Below are 17,243 nucleotides of genomic sequence, written 5' to 3' on the forward strand. Positions count from 1 at the left end.
GCTTACTCCTCGCTTTCCCCGAATACGCCGCCGCGGATGAGGTTGGCGATGACAAAATGCTGTTGTTCAGTAGGCGGGGGTTCGTCTTTGAGCACCCAGCGGTCGAGCAGGGTGTAAAAATCCATTTTTTGCTTGGGTTGGCGACAGGCGATTCCCCGCGACGTGACCGAACCGTAAGGCTCGACCGCGATGGGACCCAAGTTAAGCTCTTCGGCTTCTGGGTACCAGGTGTCGATCGTGCGCAAGGCATTGCCGATCTTCTGGCTGTGGAGCGCGGCGGTGCCTTGGACCTGATAGAGGGTTTTGCTTTTCTTTCCTTTTTGGTTGCTGTTTTGGTCGAGGATCAGCTCTTGCGAGGGGAAGACCTCTTGTCCCGCCCCCATGCGGGCAAAGGCAATGACTTCGAGAAACACGGCTTTTTCTTTAAGGCCCTGTTCGATCGTCTGCGCCAAGCTCATCAGCTCTTTTTGGTATTGGCTTGGCGTTGCAAAGTCTCTTAAGGAAAAGGAGAGCGCATCAAAACGCCACATTTGTTTGATTTGCCCTTGATCGACACGGCGCACCACGATTTCCACCGCTTCGGCGCATAGGCGGTTGCGCCAGAGAAACCGCCCGTTGGCTAGGTTCTGGGCATAGCGCTGCGTAAGTTCGCTAAGTCCCGGCTGCTCTAGATAGGTTTTGACAATTTCTTGCAGCTTTTGCTGGTACTGAATGTTGTTGCACGCCGAGGGAATACCCAGCCCGGGAAGCAACCGCACGCTCCAGTGGACTTTGAGCGCGTCTGCGTGCGGTGGCAAAGTGGCTACATCCACCCGCTGCAGGTTGGGGTTTTGAATCGCCGCGTCTAGCTTGGCGGGGTCTTGATCTTTGGTCTTAAGGCGGTTGGAAATGGTGCCGCGCACCGATTTTTCGTGGATCGCGACGGGAAACCATTCCGATTCCTCTTTGTTTTCCCAACGGCCGGCATAAAACAAGCCGTCGGACGGGTCGATCTTGCGTTCAAAAGCGAGAACAGAAGGGGTTTTGAGCTCAGTCGTTGCCATTTGGAGTCTCCTTTGCTTGGATGTAACGGTTGCGGCAGAGGTAGAGTCCTTTTTCGAGGTCGGTTTCAAAACGCCAAAAGAGTTGCTCCAGACAGGTCAGGCGGTGAGGGCTTACCCACTCGCCAACCGTGTAGAGGCTTTCGACAAAACGGAAAGGGACGTTGGGGTCGCGGCTGGAAGCCACTTCGCGGTAAAGCTCGGAGAGGGCCGCATAGCCTACCGCGATAGGAACGAGCCAGCCCGGGCGGGGGCGGATTTGCCAGCGGCATTTTCCGGTGTTTTCGTCTGTGTCCGAAGGTTCCCAACGCCGCGCCAAAAGATCCAAAAAGGCCTCGAGGGGGGTCGTCTCTGGGTTTTGCGCGCGCAGGGTTTGGAGGTGCTCTTCTAGCCGGTCCTGCCGCTCAACCAGGGCAAAGCCTGGAAGCAGGCGGTAGCGGAGCTTGCGAAAGGCTTTGCGCTGGTCTTCTTCCCACTCCGGCCACTCGTCTACCTGAACGTCTGAGCATCCGCGAATGCTTCCGCCGGCAAGGCGTAAGCTAGGCACGGTCGAACGCACTTTTTGCGCCAGTGCTTGACGATTGCCCTCGTCGAGCTCGGTGCGCACTTCTAAAACCAAGGTGATTTCAAGATGCGCTTTTCCTTCTTCGATCAGGGCGGCCGGTTCGTTTTTGAACTTCTTCCAGCCGGCGATGTAAGGGTGGCGCGCAAGGCGAAAGCGCCCAGGGCGAAAGGGGCCATCGGGATGGGAAACTTGCGGGTCCAGCCGGTGGCAAACGATTCCGACCCCGCCCAGCTTCACAGAGTTCAAGCGCCGCTCTAAAGCGTGTGCAAAACCAAGAAACGCCGACGGGGAGGGGAACCCCCAGAGGAGGTTGCCGGAGATCGCGTTGGCGTTTTCTACGCGCACGTGTTTGAGCCAGATCAATGCGCACGTGTCGGTCATGGCGCCATCTCCTTGAGCGTGTCGGTGAGGCTTGCTTCAAATTCGCGGCGCCAGGCGTGGAATTCGGCTTCCCCGACCGGCAGCCGGAAGCGGCGCAGCTGTTCGTTGAACCAGGCGCCGAAGGATTCGGCGATTTTCCGCGGCCAGTCGCTCTCGGCGCGGCGCTCTTGGAATTCGGGGTCGTCGCGATCGGGGTCGAGCCACAGGCGCTGGGCTTCCGGGAGTTCGCACTCAGAGGCCGCGCTCCATCCAGGCGGGGATTGTTGGATGGCGGCGGCGTAGTGCAAGAGCGTGTCGATGATGGTCTCGACGTATTGGGCGCGCCGGGAGCGGATTTTGGCGTTGTTCCAGTCTTTGGCTTGCGCCAGAAATGTGCCGAGCGCTTCGATCTGTTCGCGAATTTCCGGCAGGCGCCCAAAGCGATCGAAAATGTTTGTGACGTGGTACGGAACCCCCCGGGCTTGCCATCGAGGCGGCAGCGAGGGCAACAGCCACACCTCGCCGTGGCGTTCGGTATTGAGCTGGCTGATGTTTTGGGGTTTGGTGCTGCCGTGCTTTTGGATCAGGAGGTTTGGCCATTCGCGATAGCCTCGAGGGTACGGGGCGCCATCGCGGTGTGCTGCGCGCGCGTTTTTGCTTTCTTCCGAAAAACGATCCTCGGAAAGGATTTCCCAAACGCGCTGGACTAAAGACGTGGCAAAGAGGGGCGCAAGGAGATGGTAGTCCCCGTCAAACAAAGGCCAGTAAAGCTGTTTGGCGAGCTTATGGGAGGCGACTGAGCCTTTGGGCTGCACGACCGCAGCGAACGCTTCAAGCCAAGCGTGCTTTTGCGACGCTTCACCGGGAAGGGCCGCAAGCAAATCCGGATCGCGCTCGGCCGCGCGTTGCCAAAGCGGTTTGCCATCCACTTCGATGCTCAAAAACTTGGCGACATCGAGCGCTGCGGCGTTGCCCACCACGTCTGGCGTGATTTGCCCTTGCAAGGAGTGGGTGCCGATGAGCGTGTTTCCCGCGTATTCGTTGCCGGTAACGTAGAGGCTCGTGCCGCGGGCATCGGGGTGGGCGTACTTGAGCGCGTGGGTGACGATCTGGATCTGTTTGGCGCGTTTGGCGGCGTCGGCAATCCAGGCTTCCGGGGCAAAGTTTTGCCGGATTGTTTGACGTTTTGTCTCGTCTTTGGCTTTGTCGAGTTTGGCTTGGCCGCGTTCGGCGATGAAGTCGGCAATTGCCTGGCGCAATTGAGCAACGACATTGGGGTCAGGCATCTTGTTATTCCTCCCGTTTGCGACTCAAACCCAACCCCGGGTGGTACCACCAGCCTTCTTGACGCGTTTCCAGTTCGACCGTGGCAAAACGGCGGGCGCAGGTGTCAAGATCCAAATCCAAGTCTTTTGCCAGCTGCTCGAGCGCATCTAAAGCGTCTGTCTCGCTCCACCAGCCCACACGCGGCCCGGGGTGGATTTCCCGTAAGTTTAGCAAGTACTTGGTGGGCGTGCAGAGGCCGCCGGGGTCTAGGCGGCAAAAATCCAAGTTGCCCTCTTCGCTGGGAAGAAAAAGGTAGGTGTCGGTGGCTTGGCCAGCACGAAAGCGCTGCCGGCTCTGCAACACCCCGCTCAAGTGGGCGCGGGTTTCCCACCAAAGGGTGACGGGAAGGCGCGCTTTTCCTTCATTGAGCATCAATTGGCGCAAAACCTCGTGTTCGAGGTCCGCCAATTTATTTGCCGGTTGCAGAGGTTTGGCTTCGGAAATTCTTGGCGCTGCATCGATTCGCGTAAGCTCTTCTTCCCGCAGCAACTGCCTAAGGTCGTGGGTGGTCAAAGGAAACTCTAGGCTTTCGTAGCCGGGTTTGCAGTAGGCGATCGCTTCGCCGCGCAGACTTCTTAGGTTGGTGGAAAGTAGATAGAGGTTTGTTTCGGGGTGGGGTTCTAGGCGATGGCGGCGAATGCGGCCGGCGAGTTGGATGATCGAGCGCACAGACGAGGGCTCGACGATCGCCCAGTCGTAGTCGTGGTCGCGCCCCACCTCGGCCACGGGCGTGGCCAAGACGAGAAAAATCTGGTCCGGTTCGGGGTAACGATCGATGAGGGCGCGCATCTGCGCGTCGCAAAAGATCGCGTTGGGGTCGTGGCGCTTGAGCAGCCGGTCAAGCCGCGCCTCGATGGCGGCGCGCAAATAGAGCGGAAACTGGGCGTGATAAACGCAAAGGTGGAGCCGACAGTTTTCCGGCATGCCGGTTTCAAGAAGCGCACGAGCCGTGGCGACTAACGGGTCGATGTTGGCCATGCGGATTAGACCTACGCTGATCCGCTTGCCGCTTTGGGGATCGGTTTGGTGGTTTTTTTGATGCAGCTCGATTGCTGATTCTTTTAGGACTTCAGCCAATTGTTCGCAGAGCAAGCGCGTTTTCTCCCAGCCTTGCCCGGCGGCGTTCAGAGTCAACGGCTTGATCGCTGCGCGGCGGCGTTGCGGCAAGTCTTTGAGTTTGCGCAGGCGCTTGGCGACGAACTCCTCGTGGGCTTTGGCAAAAGATTTAAGCTCGGCGTGGTTGCTTGAGGAAGCGCTGAATTCGTCGAACCAGGCGCAGCAGACGTTGAGCGGCGTTCCGGGTTCCCCTCGGTTGGCCTGAAAAGTCTTGCGTCCTTCAAGGTAAGCCTGAAACAAACCGTACACCAGGGCAGGGGGAAGCGTTGCCGAGGAGAGCAGTATGCGGCTACCCAGCATCCCGGCCCAGTGCACGAGGCGGGTGAGTGCGGGTAAATCAGGCACGTCGAAGTCGTCGACTTCATCGAGCACGAGGTCGGAAGTCAAAAGCCGCAGCATCGGTAAAATCTGCCCCCCGCCGCGCAGGCTTTCGGTGGCGGGCACCAGGTGGTCAACGGTACAGACGACGATGGGCGCTTGCACCAAGGCTTGCGGCTGGTCTTCCAACCAACGGCGCAGCGGGCCGTCGGCAAGGCTTCCCTCAAAATGAACGTATTGCGTTTCCAGGAGAAGATCGGCGCCCGACTCGCTTCCGGGCGTTTTTTCCGCACCCTCCTCTTGTTCGGCTGACTGCCGGTCGAGGTGGTGATCGTGGAGCGCGCGGAGGGCGCCGCCTCCTACCAGCACCGCCAAGTCTTCGGAGCCAAGCCCCAAGCGCTCGCGGTACGCATCGCCGGTTTGCAAGGTGAGCGTGCGCAAGCCTAAGGCGACGGTGAAGCGGGCGCCGCGATGGGGATCGGCCAGGCCGTAGAGGATGCGGGCGTTGGCAAGTGTCTTGCCGCAACCGGTCGAGGCCAGGTTGATTCCGAAAAAACCGTGGGCGGTTGCTTGTGGTCGCAGGCTCTCGGCCAGTTCAAAGGCTTTGTTCTGCCACAGGAAGGGCCGCTCCCGGGTGGGGCGGCGCAACCCCCGATGGCGGGCGATGCGCGGCAGTTGCCAATGCAAGCGCGGCAAAACCTGAGCGATGCGGCCGGCGGCTACTTCCACGCCGATCAAATGTTCGTCCAGGCGCTGTTTGAGCTCGCCTTCCCGGTCGGTATTGGCGTAGAGCGGGAAATTGGAGTCTCCGTAGCGGGCGTGGGAAGGTTGGCCGGAGTAGAAATGGTCGGCCAACATCAAGGTCAGGCGCGCAAGGTGCAGGACGTAAGGGTCATCAAGCCAGTTCGTTTGCAGGACGGTTTTCAGTAAGCGTTGAGCCAAGCGCGCGGCGTGGCGCCGCCAGTGGGTGCTCTCCCAAGGAAGCGAATCGAGGCGCCAGCAGGCCCGTATTTCAGAATCTTTAACCGCTTTGGCGGCGTAGCCCCAATCAGCCTTAAAGCTCGACTCGATCTGTTTGAGCGTAGAACTTCGCGCGACTTCGCCCACCGGCAAGCGGTGATGGGTCAGGATCAACCAGCCCACCGCTTGGGCCAGGGGAGGGAGCGTTTGCAAAGGGGCAGCGAGCGCCTCCTGAGCCAAACGCTGCGGCCACGAAGTGATCTTGGGGTATTGTTCTGACGCGAGGCGGTCTAGCCAATCGCGATCATTTTGAGCGTTGTCTACTAAGGCGGCAAAGAGCTGCAACGAGACCCACTCGTGGCGCAAGGCGTCTTGAGTGCGGGCATTGCCTTGAAGCTTTTTTTGGAACGCTGCACTGGCCTTGCCAAAATCGTGAAAGAGCGCAGCGAGGCTAGCGAGCAAGCGGATGGTCTCGCCGTGGCGCCAGTCGTTTTCGTCTTGCCGCCTTAGGACATCAGTGGTGGTGGTATTGGTGGGGGTGGTGCCGTGTTCGTTGAAGCGGCGCGCATCGCCCACGATCCACATGAGTTCGCTGCGGTTGCGGTGCAGCCAAAAACAGGCGACAGCGGTGTTTTTGCGCGCCGATTGGCGCAGGAGTTTGTAGACGGTTTTGAGCCCTTCCCAAGTGATGGGTGTGACCCAGCTGCGCTCACCCCGCCGCTCGGCGAATTGATCTAAGATGCGACGGGTTTCGGTGAGCGCGTGGCCGCTGCATTGGGAAACAAACAGGACATTCATGGCCCTTTTCCCAAATCGTCGGCGATGGCCTTGAGCGTGTCGATCATAAAATCGAGCGCTTCGCTCTCGGTCAGCGCTTCGATACAGTGTTGCCGAAATTCCTGCGCTTCGTGCCCAGCCACCGCAGAGAGGAACGCTTGCGGTAAGATCACTGCATCTTTGATCAAATCGGCCGCGTCAAACACCAGCCCGCCCCGGCGGGTCTTCCCGTGCAATACCGCCAGTCCGTGCGGCAGGCCGAGCACCCACGTGGCGACCGCTCCAAGGCCGTAGGCTAGGTAATTGCCGTGGTCGAGAAAGCGGTTGGCCGGATCGGTGCCGCTTCCTCGCTTGGCGCGGGTAAATTCCCCGTATCCCACCGCGCTCGCCGCAAGCTTAAACAGCCGCTTGGTCATTCGGGCCTCTTCGGTGAGCAGCGCTGTTACTTCTTCCGCCGCTTCGATCCGTTCTCGCGCGTTGTGCAGCAACGGGTTCAGGTCTTCGGACAACACGTCAAAGCCCGCTTCAATGAGGTGCTCGTGCCGCCACGTAGCGCAGATGCGCTCGATGCGGGCAAGCTGAATAAACTTGGCGGCTTTCAGACGCTTTTTTTCATCGAACCAGAAACGCACCCAACGTTGCAGATATTCGGTTGGCCGATACTCACTCTGAGGTACAAGCCATTCGACGGCGATTTCCGCTTCGGTGCCGGCAAAGAGCGGAGTGCCCCCGCCTCCACAAAAACCGACCATCACTCCAGCTTTGGCGAGTTCGCGCATCGCCGCCTGGGTGATGGAGGTGCCGGTGCCCAAAAGCAGCACGGTGGTGTTGGCAATGGGGATGTTCCAATAGAGCTGCTTACGCCCCTCCTCGGTGACATACTCAACGCGCCCACCGTTTACCAATACCCGGCAATGTTCCAAATAGTAGAGGTTGGCGCGTTTGGAGTGCAAAATGGCCTTAAGATCCGAAGGCGCGATGTCGTCCATCGTTAAACGTATTTATTGCTGTCAACCGAAGTTTAGTTGGCTTGGGTGAACCTTGGCCGTTGAATAAAGCTTTAAGGCATCGCTCACCCACTAAATAAAACGTGTTACCCTATATTTTTTTGCAGTGGCAGCCGCGATGGCCCAGTACTTTCAAATCCACCCCGACAATCCCCAATGGCGCTTGATCCGGCGGGCGGCGGAGATCCTTTGGCAAGGGGGGGTGATCGTTTATCCTACCGATTCTTCCTATGCGCTGGCTTGCCGGATCGATGCGGTCAAGGCTCTGGAGCGGATTCGGCGTATCCGCCAGCTGCCGGAGAAGCACGATTTCACCTTGGTCTGCCGCGATCTGTCGCAGGTATCCCAGTTTGTGCGCTTGAGCAACGAGGCCTATCGCTTGATCAAAGCTCTCACTCCCGGACCGTATACTTTCGTTTTGCAGGCCACGCGCGAGGTGCCAAGGCGCCTGAAGCACCCCAGCCGCAAGACCGTCGGCATCCGCATTCCCGACCATCCGGTGGCGCAGGCGTTGTTGGCCGAAGTGCAAGAGCCCTTGTTCAGCACGACGCTGATTTTGCCCGGTGCGGAGACGGCGCTGGAGGACCCAGAAACAATCCGCGACCGCCTGGAAACTCAGGTGGATTTGGTGATCGATTCCGGGATAGTGCCTTTTGCTCCCACCAGCATCGTCGATCTGAGCGAGGATGTGCCCAAGGTCGTGCGTTTGGGCAAGGGGCGAGAGAAACTCGAGGCCGTTTTGGGATAGCGATGGAAGAGTTGACTTTGGCCCAGAAACTCTCGGTCTGGGCATTGCCGATCTTGTTTGCCATCACCCTGCACGAGGTCGCCCACGGGCTGGTGGCCTGGTGGTGCGGGGATAAGACCGCCAAGCGTTTGGGGCGCCTGTCTTTGAACCCATTGAATCACGTCGATCCGATAGGGACGATCGCGGTTCCCGTGGGAATGCTGCTGCTTGGCGGCTTCATCTTTGGCTGGGCCAAGCCGGTGCCGGTGGATTTTGACAAGCTGCGCCATCCCAAGCGGGACATGGTCTGGGTGGCGCTGGCCGGCCCGGGAGCCAATCTGGCGATGGCCTTGGGGTGGGCGCTGCTCGCCAAACTCGGAATGGCGCTGGCCTGGCCTTACGTGTCCTTGCCTTTGGCCTACATGGGCGCGGCTGGGATTTCTTTCAATGTGGTGTTGATGGTCCTGAACCTGCTGCCGCTGCTGCCCTTGGACGGCGGGCGGGTGCTGCTTGGGCTCCTGCCGGCTTCTTGGGGCGAAAAAATGGCGCAGCTTGAGCCTTATGGCTTGGCGATCTTGCTGCTGTTGCTGGTGACCGGCTTTCTCGGGCGGCTTTTGAGTCCGCTGATTTTCTCCTTGCAGCAGGTCTTTTTCGCTCTGGCGGGGCTGGCGTGAACGCGGTTGCTCCTATCGCCAAGGTCTACGGCGCGCCGGTGACGTCTTTGCCTGAAAATCTCTACATCCCTCCCGACGCGCTGCGGGTTTTTCTGGAGGAGACTTTTGAAGGCCCTCTCGATCTCTTGCTTTACCTGATCCGGCGGCGCAACCTGGACATCATGGAGGTCTCCATCGCCCAGGTGACCGAGCAATACCTTGAGTACATCGCGCTGATGCAAGAGCTCAAGCTCGAGTTGGCCGCCGAGTACCTCTGGATGGCGGCGGCGTTGGCCGAAATCAAATCGCGCCTGCTGCTGCCGCAGCCGACCAGCGAGGCCGAGGAAGAGGAAGACCCGCGCGCCGAGTTGGTGCGGCGCCTTAAAGAGTACGAGCGCTTTAAAAGAGCCGCTTTGGCTTTGGACGAGCGGCCGCGGATGGAACGCGACGTTTTTCCGGTGTGGGTAGACCTTACGTTGCCTCAAGGGCAAGCGTACCCCCAAGTCGACGTGGCAGATCTGGCGGCAGCTTTGCGGCAGGTGCTGGCGCGGAGCGAGCTTTGCGTCCACGCCATAGCGCGCGAGGCGCTGTCGGTGCGCGAGCGCATGAGCGCGGTCTTGGACCGCCTGCGCGGCGCTTCGGTCCTTGCGTTTGCGAGCTTGTTCGACCCCGGCGAGGGGCGCGCCGGGATCGTGGTGACCTTTCTGGCGTTGCTCGAGCTGTGTCGGGAAGGGCTGGTGGAAATCCTCCAGAGCGAACCCTTGGCTCCGCTTCAGGTCAAACTGCGATGCGTTTGAAACAGATCGTCGAGGCGTTGCTGTTCGCCTCGCCCGAACCTTTGGACCTGCGCCGATTGCTGGCGCTGCTGGCCGACGAAGGGGTAGAGCGCAAGGAGTTGGAGGAAGCGCTGGCCGAACTGGCCGCCGATTACCGCTTAAGCGCCCTGGAGTTGGTGCGCGTGGCCAGCGGCTGGCGGTTTCAGGTGCGGCGTGAGTTGGCTCCGTGGGTCAGCCGTCTGTTCCCAGAAAAAGCCGGCCACTATTCGCGCGCGGTGCTCGAGACCTTGGCCATCATCGCCTATAGGCAACCCATTACCCGAGGCGAGATCGAGGCGATCCGCGGGGTGGCGGTAAGCAGCAGCGTTTTAAATACCCTTAAAGAGCGTGGCTGGATTCGGGTGGTAGGGCACAAAGAAGTCCCCGGGCGCCCGGCGCTGCTGGCCACCACCGAACGATTCCTGGACGATTTTAATTTGGATTCTTTAAGTCAACTGCCTCCCTTAAGCGATGTCGAAGCGAGCGAACCCCTCCTCAAGTCGCCTGTCTGAACCCGAGCGCCTGCAAAAGGTATTGGCGCACGCAGGCCTCGGGTCGCGCCGCCAGATCGAGGCGTGGATCCGCGAAGGTCAGGTCCGCCTCAACGGCCGCGTCGCTAAGCTGGGCGATCGTTGGCAGGCAGGGGACCGGGTCCAGATCCGCGGCCGACCCGTGCCACTGGAGCGGCGCCTGCACGGTGGGGTGCGGGTGCTGGCGTACCACAAGCCGGCCGGGGAGATCGTTGCCCGCTACGACCCCCAAGGCCGGCCGTCGGTGTTCGAGCGGCTGCCCAAACTCCTCAAAGGGCGCTGGATCGCGGTGGGGCGGCTGGACCTCAACACCGAGGGTTTGCTGCTGTTCACCAACCAGGGGGAATTGGCCAACCGCCTCATGCATCCTGCGTCTGGGCTGGAACGCGAGTACGCGGTGCGGATCTACGGCCGCCTTGCCGAGGACTGGCTCGAGAAATTGCGCCTGGGAGTCGAACTGGAAGACGGGTTGGCGCGCTTTGAGACGATCGAACCGGCCGGCGGAGAAGGGGCGAACCGCTGGTACAAGGTGGTGGTCAAGGAGGGCCGCAACCGTTTGGTGCGGCGCCTGTGGGAAGCGGCGGGGGTGACCGTCAGCCGTCTGATCCGCATCCGCTACGGACCCATCGCCTTGCCTGTAGGGCTTAAGCGTGGGCAGGTGCGCGAACTTAGTCCCGCCGAGATCCGGCGACTGGAGGATGCGCTTGAGGCATGAACCATCTAGAGAAGCTGGTGAGCCAGTTTTACGCCTGGCGGGGTTATCTGGTGCGGGGCAACGTCAAGGTCGGCGCCTTGGCCCACGGCGGCTGGGAAGGGGAGTTGGACGTGGTCGCCTATCACCCGCAGGTGGGCCATTTGATCCACTTGGAGCCTTCGCTCGACGCCGATCCTTGGCCTCGCCGTGAGGCGCGCTTCCAGAAAAAATTCGAGCTCGGTCGGCGCTACATCTGCCAAGACGTGTTTCCCTGGCTGGAGCCGGCCACGCCGGTCGAGCAGGTGGCGATCCTGGTCAGCGCGTCCCGGCGGGAGCTGGGCGGCGGGCGGGTAGTCTCGATCGACGAATTCATGGCCGAGGTCAAAGACGCGGTTCTAAGGCGCGGGCCTTTGAGCCGAGGCGCGATCCCGGAAGAGTACGATTTGCTGAGGACCTTGCAGTTGGCCTTGTGCGGTTACGTGAAAGCGGTGGAGCCGTGATGCGCATCGCCCTCAAGCTGGAATACGACGGCCGGCGTTACGCCGGCTGGCAATACCAGGCGCACAGCCCTTCCATCCAAGAACCGGTCGAGGCGGCGCTGAGCTATGTGGCCGCCCATCCGGTGCAGGTAGTGGCCGCTGGGCGCACCGACGCCGGGGTTCACGCCCTCGAGCAGATCGTCCACTTCGACACCCAAGCGGCGCGCCCCGAGCGCGCCTGGGTTCAAGGCGCCAACACCCGCCTGCCGGAGGACGTAAGGATTCTCTGGGCCAGGCCCGTGGAGCCGAGCTTTCATGCGCGCACCCAGGCGCTCGCCCGCTGGTATCGGTATCGCATCCTCAATCGTCCGGTCGCCCCGGCCTTGGAATGCGGGCGGGTCACTTGGTGGTATCCTCCCCTAAACGTGGAGCGGATGCGCCAGGGCGCCGCCTATCTGGTCGGCGAGCACGATTTTTCCTCGTTTCGGGGGCCGTACTGTCAGTCCAAAAGCCCCTACCGGCGGGTTTATCTCTTGGAAGTGCGGCGCGTGGAAGAGGAGGTGTGGGTGGATATCATCGCCAACGCTTTTTTGCACCACATGGTGCGCAACATCGTCGGGGTGTTGCTCGCCATCGGCAGCGGCCAAGCCTCGCCGGAGTGGGCGGAAGAGGTTTTAAGAGCACGCGACCGCCGCGCCGGAGGGGTGACCGCGCCGGCGGATGGGCTGTATCTGGCCGGGGTCTTGTATCCTGAACGCTTTGGTCTGCCGCGCCAGCCGATCTTTGGCCGCTTGCCGCAGGATTTGCGGCGGGTGGAGGAGGTTTAACTTTTGCCTAGAATCCGGGTTAAAATCTGCGGATTGACGCGCGTGGAGGACGCGCTGGCGGCGGCGCGTTTCGGGGCGGACGCCATCGGTTTGGTGTTTTACCCCAAAAGCCCGCGCGCGGTGGAGATCGAACAGGCCCGGCAAATCGCCTTGGCCTTGCCGCCGTTCGTGACCGCCGTAGGGCTGTTTGTGGACGCCGATCCTGTTTACGTTGAGGCGGTGTTGCGGCGGGTGCCGTTGGGGCTTTTGCAGTTTCACGGCGCAGAGACGGAGGTCGAGTGCGCGCGCTTTGGGCGGCCTTACCTCAAGGCGATCCGCCTGCGCGAAGGGGTGGATCTGCGCCGCGAGGCGGCGCGCTTTCCCACCGCCTGTGGGCTGCTGGTCGATGCCTACGATCCCGACGTTCCGGGGGGAACGGGGCGGCGCTGCGACTGGGACCGGATCCCCAAGGAGTTAGGCAAGCCTCTGATTCTGGCAGGAGGGCTGGATCCAGAAAACGTCGCCGCCGCCGTCGCCAAGGTCAGGCCTTGGGCGGTGGATGTCAGTTCCGGGGTGGAGAAGGCGAAGGGAATCAAGGACCCGGCCAAGATGGCGGCATTTTTACGCGAGGTACACGATGGCTACAGCACCTAAATCGCTTGCAAACTATTCTTTTCCCGACGAGCAGGGGCATTTTGGCCGCTACGGCGGTATTTTCGTCGCCGAGACCTTGATGTATCCCTTGGAAGAACTGACCCGGGCGTATCGCAAGTACTTGCGCGACCCGGAGTTCCTCGCCGAATTGGACCGAGACCTCAAAGATTACGTCGGCCGCCCGTCCCCGCTGTATTTCGCCGAGCGCTTGAGCCGCGAGCTGGGCGGGGCAAAAATTTACCTAAAGCGCGAGGATCTAAACCACACCGGCGCCCACAAGATCAACAACACCGTCGGCCAAGCCTTGCTCGCCCGGCGCATGGGCAAGCGGCGGGTCATCGCCGAGACCGGCGCCGGCCAGCACGGCGTGGCTACGGCCACGGTGGCAGCCCGGTTGGGGATGGAGTGCGTGGTGTACATGGGCGAGGTCGACGTGGAGCGGCAGAAGCTCAACGTCTACCGGATGTCGCTTCTGGGAGCGGAGGTGCGGCCGGTCAAGTCCGGCTCGCGCACCTTGAAAGATGCGCTCAACGAAGCCCTGCGCGACTGGGTCACCCACGTGGACAGTACCTTCTACATCATCGGTACGGTCGCCGGTCCCCATCCTTATCCGGCGATGGTGCGCGATTTCCAGGCGGTGATCGGGCGCGAGGCCAAGCGCCAGATCTTGGAGCAGGCCGGGCGCTTGCCCGACGCGCTGGTGGCCTGCGTGGGCGGCGGGTCCAACGCCATGGGCCTGTTTTATCCTTTCTTGGAAGACGAGGTCACGCTCTACGGGGTGGAGGCGGCAGGTGAAGGCATCGCTACTGGCCACCACGCCGCTTCCTTGTGCGCCGGGCGGCCGGGGGTATTGCACGGCAACCGGACCTATTTGCTGGAGGACGACGACGGCCAGATCCTCGAGACCCATTCGATCTCCGCCGGCCTCGATTATCCGGGCGTAGGCCCCGAACACGCCTGGCTCAAAGACACAGGCCGCGCCACCTACGTCGCCGTCACCGACGAGGAAGCGCTCGAAGCCTTCCACCGCCTGACCCGCACCGAGGGCATCCTGCCGGCGCTGGAATCGAGCCATGCGGTGGCGTATGCCATGAAACTGGCGCAGGAGATGGACAAAGACCAAATTATCCTCGTCAATTTGTCGGGCCGGGGCGACAAAGACATTCACACCGTCGCGGCGCGGGAGGGGCTTACGCTGTGAGTCGGATTCAAACGGTGTTTGCGAATTTAGCGCGCCAAGGGCGCAAGGCCTTGATTCCCTTTGTCACCGCCGGCGATCCCGACCTGGAATCCACGCTGCGCTACCTGCGCGCGCTGGCGGCTGCAGGCGCCGATATCTTGGAACTTGGGGTGCCGTTCTCCGATCCCATGGCCGACGGCCCGGTGATCCAGCGCGCCAGCGAGCGCGCCTTAGCCGGCAAAGTGAGCCTAAGGCAGGTGCTCGAGTTGGTGGCCAGGTTCCGCCGGCAAGACCAAGCCACCCCGATCGTGCTGATGGGATACCTCAACCCCATCGAGCGTCTGGGCTATGAGGCTTTCGTTGGCGCTGCCAAGGACGCCGGGGTGGATGGGGTGCTGACCGTGGACCTACCGCCTGAAGAGGCCAAAGAAGAGATGCTGCCGCTTTTGTACCAGGCTGGCATCGACCCTATTTTCTTGCTCGCCCCTACCAGCACCGCCTCGCGCATCAAGCAGGCCGATGCTTTGGGGCGCGGCTATCTCTACTACGTCTCCCTCAAGGGGGTCACCGGGGCGGGGCACTTGGATCTGGAGGACGTGGCGGCCAAGCTGGCGACGATTCGTTCCCTGACGCACCTGCCGATCGGAGTAGGGTTTGGGGTCAAGGACGCCGAGACTGCCGCCAAGATCGCGCGGGTGGCCGACGCGGTGGTGGTGGGCAGCGCCTTGGTGCAGAAAATCGAAGAAAACTTGGCCGATCCGACCCGAATCGAGCCGGCGATCACCTCTTTGGTCAAAGCCATGCGCCAAGCGATGGATAGCTTATGAGCTGGTTTCAAAAGCTGGTTCCGGCCAGAATCCGCACCGACGGCAACCGCAAGGCCACGGTTCCGGAAGGCCTGTGGAGCAAGTGCCCGGCGTGCAACGCGATTCTGTACAAGGCGGAGCTGGAGCGAAACTTAGAAGTTTGTCCCAAGTGCAATCACCACATGCGGATTTCCGGCCGCAAACGCTTGCACTTCTTCCTTGATCCGGAGCAACGCGAGGAGATCGGGGCCGAGTTGCGCTCGGCCGATCCTTTAAAGTTCAAAGACACCAAACGCTACAAAGATCGCTTGGCGCAGGCGCAAAAAGAGACCGAAGAGACGGAGGCGCTGATCGTGGTGCGCGGCTTGCTCAAGGGCCAGCCGTTGGTGGCGGCGGCGTTTGATTTCAACTTCATGGGCGGGTCGATGGGCTCGGTGGTGGGCGAACGTTTCGTCCGCGGCGTCAACCGCGCCCTGGAGGAGAAGATCCCGCTGGTGGTGTTCACCGCCAGCGGGGGAGCGAGGATGCAGGAATCGCTCTTGTCTCTGTTCCAGATGGCCAAGACCGCCGCGGCCCTGGCGCGTCTGGCGGGGGCGGGCCTGCCTTACATCTCGGTGATGACCGATCCGACCATGGGCGGAGTGTCGGCGAGTTTGGCTATGCTGGGGGATTTGAACCTCGCCGAACCGGGAGCGCTGATCGGGTTTGCCGGCCCGCGGGTGATCGAGCAGACGGTGCGGGAGAAACTGCCGGAAGGTTTCCAGCGCAGCGAGTTTTTGCTCGAACACGGCGCGCTCGATATGGTCGTGGACCGCCGCGACCTGCGCGACACCGTTGCCAGTTTGCTCGCCCTTCTAACCCACACCAAAGCGGAAGCTTTGGCTGAAGCGGTTGAGGTCCAGGCAGAAATGGGAGACGAGGCGTTGCCGGCGATTCCTCTAGACGGCCTGCCAAACGGCGAGGAAGCCTCATAAATGCGCTTTACCCAACTCTCGGACTGGCTGACTTGGCAGCAGTCTTTCCATCCGCGTTGGATCGACCTCGGGCTGGAACGGGTGCGCAAGGTGTTTCAGGCGCTGCGCCCGGCTTACCGACCGCCCCTGACCATCACGGTGGGCGGCACCAACGGCAAGGGGTCCTGCGTGGCGCTGCTGGAGGCCATCCTGCGTGCCCAGGGGTTGAAAGTGGGAGCCTATACCTCGCCTCACCTCTTGCGCTACAACGAGCGCATCCGCATCGACGGGGTAATGGCTTCGGATGAAGCCATCGTCGAGGCTTTTGCCAAGATCGACGCGGTGCGGGGCGACACCAGCCTGAGCTTTTTCGAGTTCGCCACCCTCGCGGCGTTGGAATTGTTCGCCGAAGCCGGGGTCGAGGTGCAGGTGTTGGAAGTGGGGATGGGAGGGCGTTTGGACGCGGTCAACCTCGTCGATGCCGACGTGGCGATCATCGCCAGCATCGACCTCGATCACCAGCAATGGTTGGGAGAGACGCGGGAGCAAATCGGATGGGAAAAGGCCGGCATCTTCCGTCCAGGGCGGCCGGCGGTCGTCGGCGACCGCGATCTGCCCAAATCGGTCTTGGATCACGCAAAAGCGCTTGGCACCCCGCTTTGGAGTCTGGGGCGCGAATTTGACTATCTCTGCTTCGATGCTCGCTGGGATTGGTCGGGACCGGAACGGACGTTGGCGGCCTTGCCGTTGCCGGCTTTGCCCGGACGCCAACAATTCGATAATGCGGCCACGGTGCTGGCGGCCTTGGCGCAGCTTGAGGGAAGCTTAGCGATTGCGGAGCAGGCCATCCGGATTGGGCTAAAGACGGTTCGTCTGCCTGGGCGGTATCAGCTCTTGCCTACCTTCCCGCCGGTGTTGCTCGACGTGGCGCACAACCCACAGGCCGCTGGGCGCTTGGCCGAATATCTGCAAAGCGTTTATCCCGAGCGGCGCGTCCTGGCTTTGTTTGCGGTAATGGCCGACAAGGACATCGAGGGGATTTTGCGGCGCATGGGGCAGACGGTAAGCGTTTGGGCGCTGGGGCCGCTCCCGGGCAATCCGCGCGCGGCGACCGAGGGTCGAATCGTGCAGGCGTTTCAAAAAGTCGGTCTGCCGCCGCCGCTTTTGGGGTTTTCTTCGTGTCTTCAAGCGCTTGAGGCTTTGCGGCGACAGGCGGGACCGGACGACTTGATCGTGGCGTTTGGCTCGTTCTTTTTGGTTTCGGCGGTGTTGGCAAGCTGCGGCGAGGGATGGAACCTTGCCTGAAATGCAGGCGGTCGGACGGCGGTTCGAACTAGACGCAATCTCTATTTCCTACCCGGATTAATACCCTTTGTCTTGCCTCTGAAGGGGTTTGTTCCCCCATTTTGTTTCTTTTTAAGAAATTTAATTTAATTTTTACTGTCATAGTTTATTAATAATCTATATGTTATATAAG

Annotated in this window: 17 protein-coding genes; 12 read left to right on the top strand and 5 right to left on the bottom strand. The window is 61.3% G+C overall.

What is annotated here, in order from left to right; all coding sequences use genetic code 11:
• Window positions 1–2: 2 nt before the first annotated feature.
• The 5 genes from csy3 to cas1f are packed head-to-tail and all read right to left on the bottom strand — an operon-like array spanning window position 3 to window position 7,451.
• Window positions 3–1,043, bottom strand: coding sequence for a type I-F CRISPR-associated protein Csy3 (csy3, locus tag ACYQ3M_RS02120; protein ID WP_460034397.1), 1,041 nt, complete (start codon window positions 1,041–1,043; stop codon window positions 3–5).
• Entirely contained in the window at window positions 1,030–1,986 is a 957-nt protein-coding gene (gene csy2, locus ACYQ3M_RS02125) for a type I-F CRISPR-associated protein Csy2 (protein ID WP_460034398.1), read from the bottom strand. The genes csy3 and csy2 overlap by 14 nt, the downstream gene beginning before the upstream one ends.
• A complete protein-coding gene (gene csy1 / locus ACYQ3M_RS02130) occupies window positions 1,983–3,251 on the bottom strand; it encodes a type I-F CRISPR-associated protein Csy1 (protein ID WP_460034399.1) in 1,269 nt (422 codons plus the stop codon). Before csy1 ends, csy2 begins: the two co-directional genes overlap by 4 nt.
• Before the next feature lie 4 nt (window positions 3,252–3,255).
• Window positions 3,256–6,483 carry a type I-F CRISPR-associated helicase Cas3f gene (gene cas3f, locus ACYQ3M_RS02135; protein ID WP_460034400.1) on the bottom strand — a complete coding sequence of 1,076 codons (3,228 nt, stop codon included), beginning with the start codon at window positions 6,481–6,483 and terminating at the stop codon, window positions 3,256–3,258.
• Window positions 6,480–7,451 (bottom strand): type I-F CRISPR-associated endonuclease Cas1f, encoded by a 972-nt coding sequence (cas1f, locus tag ACYQ3M_RS02140; protein WP_460034401.1) that lies wholly within the window; start codon window positions 7,449–7,451, stop codon window positions 6,480–6,482. The genes cas3f and cas1f overlap by 4 nt, the downstream gene beginning before the upstream one ends.
• A gap of 136 nt (window positions 7,452–7,587) precedes the next feature.
• Here cas1f and ACYQ3M_RS02145 point away from each other — a divergent pair, with 136 nt between their 5' ends.
• The 12 genes from ACYQ3M_RS02145 to folC are packed head-to-tail and all read left to right on the top strand — an operon-like array spanning window position 7,588 to window position 17,071.
• Window positions 7,588–8,217: an L-threonylcarbamoyladenylate synthase gene (locus ACYQ3M_RS02145; RefSeq protein WP_460034402.1), complete on the top strand. Its 630-nt coding sequence runs from the start codon at window positions 7,588–7,590 to the stop codon at window positions 8,215–8,217.
• A 2-nt stretch (window positions 8,218–8,219) separates the two neighbouring features.
• Entirely contained in the window at window positions 8,220–8,870 is a 651-nt protein-coding gene (locus tag ACYQ3M_RS02150; protein ID WP_460034403.1) for a site-2 protease family protein, read from the top strand.
• Complete coding sequence (locus ACYQ3M_RS02155; RefSeq protein ID WP_460034404.1) at window positions 8,867–9,646, top strand: segregation and condensation protein A; 780 nt, start codon at window positions 8,867–8,869, stop codon at window positions 9,644–9,646. The genes ACYQ3M_RS02150 and ACYQ3M_RS02155 overlap by 4 nt, the downstream gene beginning before the upstream one ends.
• Window positions 9,637–10,176, top strand: a complete 540-nt coding sequence (scpB, locus tag ACYQ3M_RS02160) for an SMC-Scp complex subunit ScpB (RefSeq protein ID WP_460034405.1) — start codon at window positions 9,637–9,639, stop codon at window positions 10,174–10,176. The genes ACYQ3M_RS02155 and scpB overlap by 10 nt, the downstream gene beginning before the upstream one ends.
• Window positions 10,136–10,909 (top strand): 23S rRNA pseudouridine(2605) synthase RluB, encoded by a 774-nt coding sequence (rluB, locus tag ACYQ3M_RS02165; protein WP_460034406.1) that lies wholly within the window; start codon window positions 10,136–10,138, stop codon window positions 10,907–10,909. Before scpB ends, rluB begins: the two co-directional genes overlap by 41 nt.
• On the top strand, window positions 10,906–11,388 hold the full coding sequence (locus ACYQ3M_RS02170; protein WP_460034407.1) for a hypothetical protein: 483 nt from the start codon (window positions 10,906–10,908) through the stop codon (window positions 11,386–11,388). The genes rluB and ACYQ3M_RS02170 overlap by 4 nt, the downstream gene beginning before the upstream one ends.
• Window positions 11,388–12,194: a tRNA pseudouridine(38-40) synthase TruA gene (truA, locus tag ACYQ3M_RS02175; RefSeq protein WP_460034408.1), complete on the top strand. Its 807-nt coding sequence runs from the start codon at window positions 11,388–11,390 to the stop codon at window positions 12,192–12,194. The genes ACYQ3M_RS02170 and truA overlap by 1 nt, the downstream gene beginning before the upstream one ends.
• A 3-nt stretch (window positions 12,195–12,197) precedes the next feature.
• Window positions 12,198–12,827 (top strand): phosphoribosylanthranilate isomerase, encoded by a 630-nt coding sequence (locus ACYQ3M_RS02180; protein WP_460034409.1) that lies wholly within the window; start codon window positions 12,198–12,200, stop codon window positions 12,825–12,827.
• Complete coding sequence (gene trpB, locus ACYQ3M_RS02185; protein WP_460034410.1) at window positions 12,811–14,028, top strand: tryptophan synthase subunit beta; 1,218 nt, start codon at window positions 12,811–12,813, stop codon at window positions 14,026–14,028. Before ACYQ3M_RS02180 ends, trpB begins: the two co-directional genes overlap by 17 nt.
• On the top strand, window positions 14,025–14,834 hold the full coding sequence (gene trpA / locus ACYQ3M_RS02190) for a tryptophan synthase subunit alpha (protein ID WP_460034411.1): 810 nt from the start codon (window positions 14,025–14,027) through the stop codon (window positions 14,832–14,834). The genes trpB and trpA overlap by 4 nt, the downstream gene beginning before the upstream one ends.
• A complete protein-coding gene (gene accD, locus ACYQ3M_RS02195; RefSeq protein ID WP_460034412.1) occupies window positions 14,831–15,787 on the top strand; it encodes an acetyl-CoA carboxylase, carboxyltransferase subunit beta in 957 nt (318 codons plus the stop codon). The genes trpA and accD overlap by 4 nt, the downstream gene beginning before the upstream one ends.
• Window positions 15,788–17,071 carry a bifunctional tetrahydrofolate synthase/dihydrofolate synthase gene (gene folC, locus ACYQ3M_RS02200; RefSeq protein ID WP_460034413.1) on the top strand — a complete coding sequence of 428 codons (1,284 nt, stop codon included), beginning with the start codon at window positions 15,788–15,790 and terminating at the stop codon, window positions 17,069–17,071.
• Window positions 17,072–17,243: the final 172 nt, after the last annotated feature.

Source organism: Methylothermus subterraneus (assembly GCF_054656915.1).

Excerpts from the sequence above, each read along its gene's own strand:
- csy3 (WP_460034397.1), bottom strand. The coding sequence starts at position 1,043 with ATGGCAACGACTGAGCTCAAAACCCCTTCTGTTCTCGCTTTTGAACGC.
- csy2 (WP_460034398.1), bottom strand. The coding sequence starts at position 1,986 with ATGACCGACACGTGCGCATTGATCTGGCTCAAACACGTGCGCGTAGAA.
- csy1 (WP_460034399.1), bottom strand. The coding sequence starts at position 3,251 with ATGCCTGACCCCAATGTCGTTGCTCAATTGCGCCAGGCAATTGCCGAC.
- cas3f (WP_460034400.1), bottom strand. The coding sequence starts at position 6,483 with ATGAATGTCCTGTTTGTTTCCCAATGCAGCGGCCACGCGCTCACCGAA.
- cas1f (WP_460034401.1), bottom strand. The coding sequence starts at position 7,451 with ATGGACGACATCGCGCCTTCGGATCTTAAGGCCATTTTGCACTCCAAA.
- ACYQ3M_RS02145 (WP_460034402.1), top strand. The coding sequence starts at position 7,588 with ATGGCCCAGTACTTTCAAATCCACCCCGACAATCCCCAATGGCGCTTG.
- ACYQ3M_RS02150 (WP_460034403.1), top strand. The coding sequence starts at position 8,220 with ATGGAAGAGTTGACTTTGGCCCAGAAACTCTCGGTCTGGGCATTGCCG.
- scpB (WP_460034405.1), top strand. The coding sequence starts at position 9,637 with ATGCGTTTGAAACAGATCGTCGAGGCGTTGCTGTTCGCCTCGCCCGAA.
- rluB (WP_460034406.1), top strand. The coding sequence starts at position 10,136 with ATGTCGAAGCGAGCGAACCCCTCCTCAAGTCGCCTGTCTGAACCCGAG.
- ACYQ3M_RS02170 (WP_460034407.1), top strand. The coding sequence starts at position 10,906 with ATGAACCATCTAGAGAAGCTGGTGAGCCAGTTTTACGCCTGGCGGGGT.
- truA (WP_460034408.1), top strand. The coding sequence starts at position 11,388 with ATGCGCATCGCCCTCAAGCTGGAATACGACGGCCGGCGTTACGCCGGC.
- trpB (WP_460034410.1), top strand. The coding sequence starts at position 12,811 with ATGGCTACAGCACCTAAATCGCTTGCAAACTATTCTTTTCCCGACGAG.
- accD (WP_460034412.1), top strand. The coding sequence starts at position 14,831 with ATGAGCTGGTTTCAAAAGCTGGTTCCGGCCAGAATCCGCACCGACGGC.
- folC (WP_460034413.1), top strand. The coding sequence starts at position 15,788 with ATGCGCTTTACCCAACTCTCGGACTGGCTGACTTGGCAGCAGTCTTTC.